Origin of the sequence: Hoeflea sp., from assembly GCF_039975035.1 — a bacterium.
Taxonomy (GTDB): domain Bacteria; phylum Pseudomonadota; class Alphaproteobacteria; order Rhizobiales; family Rhizobiaceae; genus Hoeflea.
In genome coordinates, this window is record NZ_JBDWHW010000242.1 from 1 (window position 1) to 1,741 (window position 1,741).

Sequence of the window (1,741 nt, forward strand, 5' to 3'; positions counted from 1 at the left end):
TCCTTTGTAAGGCCGCGACAGGAACCATGTCCGCCCCGGTTTGTCCAGTCTCAAACGCGAAAGATCTCAACGCGCAGCTGATTAAACCGTCGGCTGGTAAATGCGACCCAAAATCCTTGCAGTTTTTACCGGTATCGGGACCGTCCCCTACTCGGTCTTTGCGAATTCCGCAAGACGGGCAGCATAACGCGCCAACATGTCCACTTCGAGATTGATCTTGTCACCAACACGGCAATCCGACCAAGTGGTGACCTCAAGCGTATGCGGGATCAGAAACACGGAAAACAGCAGGCCATCAACCTCGTTGACGGTCAACGAAGTACCGTCCAGAGCAACAGACCCTTTTTTGGCAATGAAAGGCGCTGCGTCGTCTGGCGCTTCAAACTGAAGATAGACAGAGTCTGGATGGTCTTTGCGCTTAGTGACTGTTGCCAGGCCATCGACATGCCCCAATACCAGATGCCCGCCAAGCTCAGCGCCCATCGTCAGGGAGCGCTCCAGATTGAGGGTCTGGCCCACGTTCCAGTTTGAGACATTGGTCAGGGCGAGCGTTTCAGCAGCCGATTCCACTTCGAACCAGTTACCATCAGAGCTGTTTTGTTTGGCCGTCACCGTATGGCAGACACCGGCACAAGCAATAGATGCGCCTATGTCGAAAGTTTCGGTGTCGTAGGCCGTGCGGATCCGGGTGCGTTTGCCCGCCGGAATTTCTTCTACCTTCAGAATACTTCCAAGGTCAGTGACGATACCAGTAAACATGTCAGGCTCCACGCCGTCTGAGGTATGTGTAGCGATCCTTGTCGAAATGACCGATGCTGATGCGCTCGAATTTGGGGTTGGACAAAACTTTTGCAAGCTCAAGTCCGTGCAGGGCCGGTATTCCTTCGGCGCCAATCACAATATTGCCAGTCACAACGCAAAGTTCATCAACCTGATCAGCTTTGAGGAAGGCGGAAGCAAGCCGAGAGCCGCCTTCCAGCATGACCCTGGTAATTCCCCGCGTCGCGAGTGCGCTCAGTATAACGGCTGGTTCGATACCTTCAGCGGATGCTGGCACACGAATGATGTTCACCCCCGCTTCCGACAGTTCAGACAGTTTGTCTGCATCTGCATCATTGCCGCAGACAAGCCACAAGGGAACATCAATACACGTTTGAACCAGCTTGGACTGAAGCAAAAGGCGCGCGCAACGATCAATAATCACGCGAACAGGAGACCGGCCGGCCAGTCCCGGAAGACGGCATGTCAACTGTGGATCATCTGCTAGTGCCGTGCCGCTACCGACGAGAATAGCGTCACATTCAGCGCGAAATCCGTGCATTTTTCTCATTGAGAGCGGCCCGGATATCGTCACCTGCCCCTCGCCCTTGCGACCAATAAATCCGTCCTGCGAGACAGCCAATTTCAAGAATACACTCGGGCGCTGTTTCAGCTGCCGTTGTGTGAAGCCGTGATACATTATCTGGATTGAGGATCGGCGAACGCCAACTGTGACGTCGACACCGGCTTCTTTCAGCATATTTGCTCCACGCCCCGCGACACGCGGATTGGGATCGAGCATGCCGATCACCACCCGCTTGATACCAGCGTCGATCAAAGCAAGAGCACATGGCGGTGTTCGCCCATAATGAGAGCATGGTTCGAGCGTCACATAACACGTCGCCCCTTTGGCCTTGTCACCAGCCTGTTTGAGCGCATTCACTTCCGCATGGGCCATACCCGGACGAGACGTCACACCGCG

The 1,741-nt window shown here is 54.8% G+C and carries 2 protein-coding genes; both read right to left on the reverse strand.

The genetic code is table 11. The annotated features are described in order from the left end of the window. Nucleotides 1-147: 147 nt before the first annotated feature. Nucleotides 148-759 (reverse strand): riboflavin synthase, encoded by a 612-nt coding sequence (locus tag ABJN75_RS21700; RefSeq protein ID WP_348441704.1) that lies wholly within the window; start codon nucleotides 757-759, stop codon nucleotides 148-150. A gap of 1 nt (nucleotide 760) precedes the next feature. Beyond that, the coding region (gene ribD, locus ABJN75_RS21705; protein WP_348441705.1) for a bifunctional diaminohydroxyphosphoribosylaminopyrimidine deaminase/5-amino-6-(5-phosphoribosylamino)uracil reductase RibD at nucleotides 761-1,741 on the reverse strand (981 nt) is incomplete at its 5' end.

What these genes read in the sequence shown, in the direction of transcription:
- ABJN75_RS21700 (WP_348441704.1), bottom strand. Translation starts at nt 759, where the DNA reads ATGTTTACTGGTATCGTCACTGACCTTGGAAGTATTCTGAAGGTAGAA.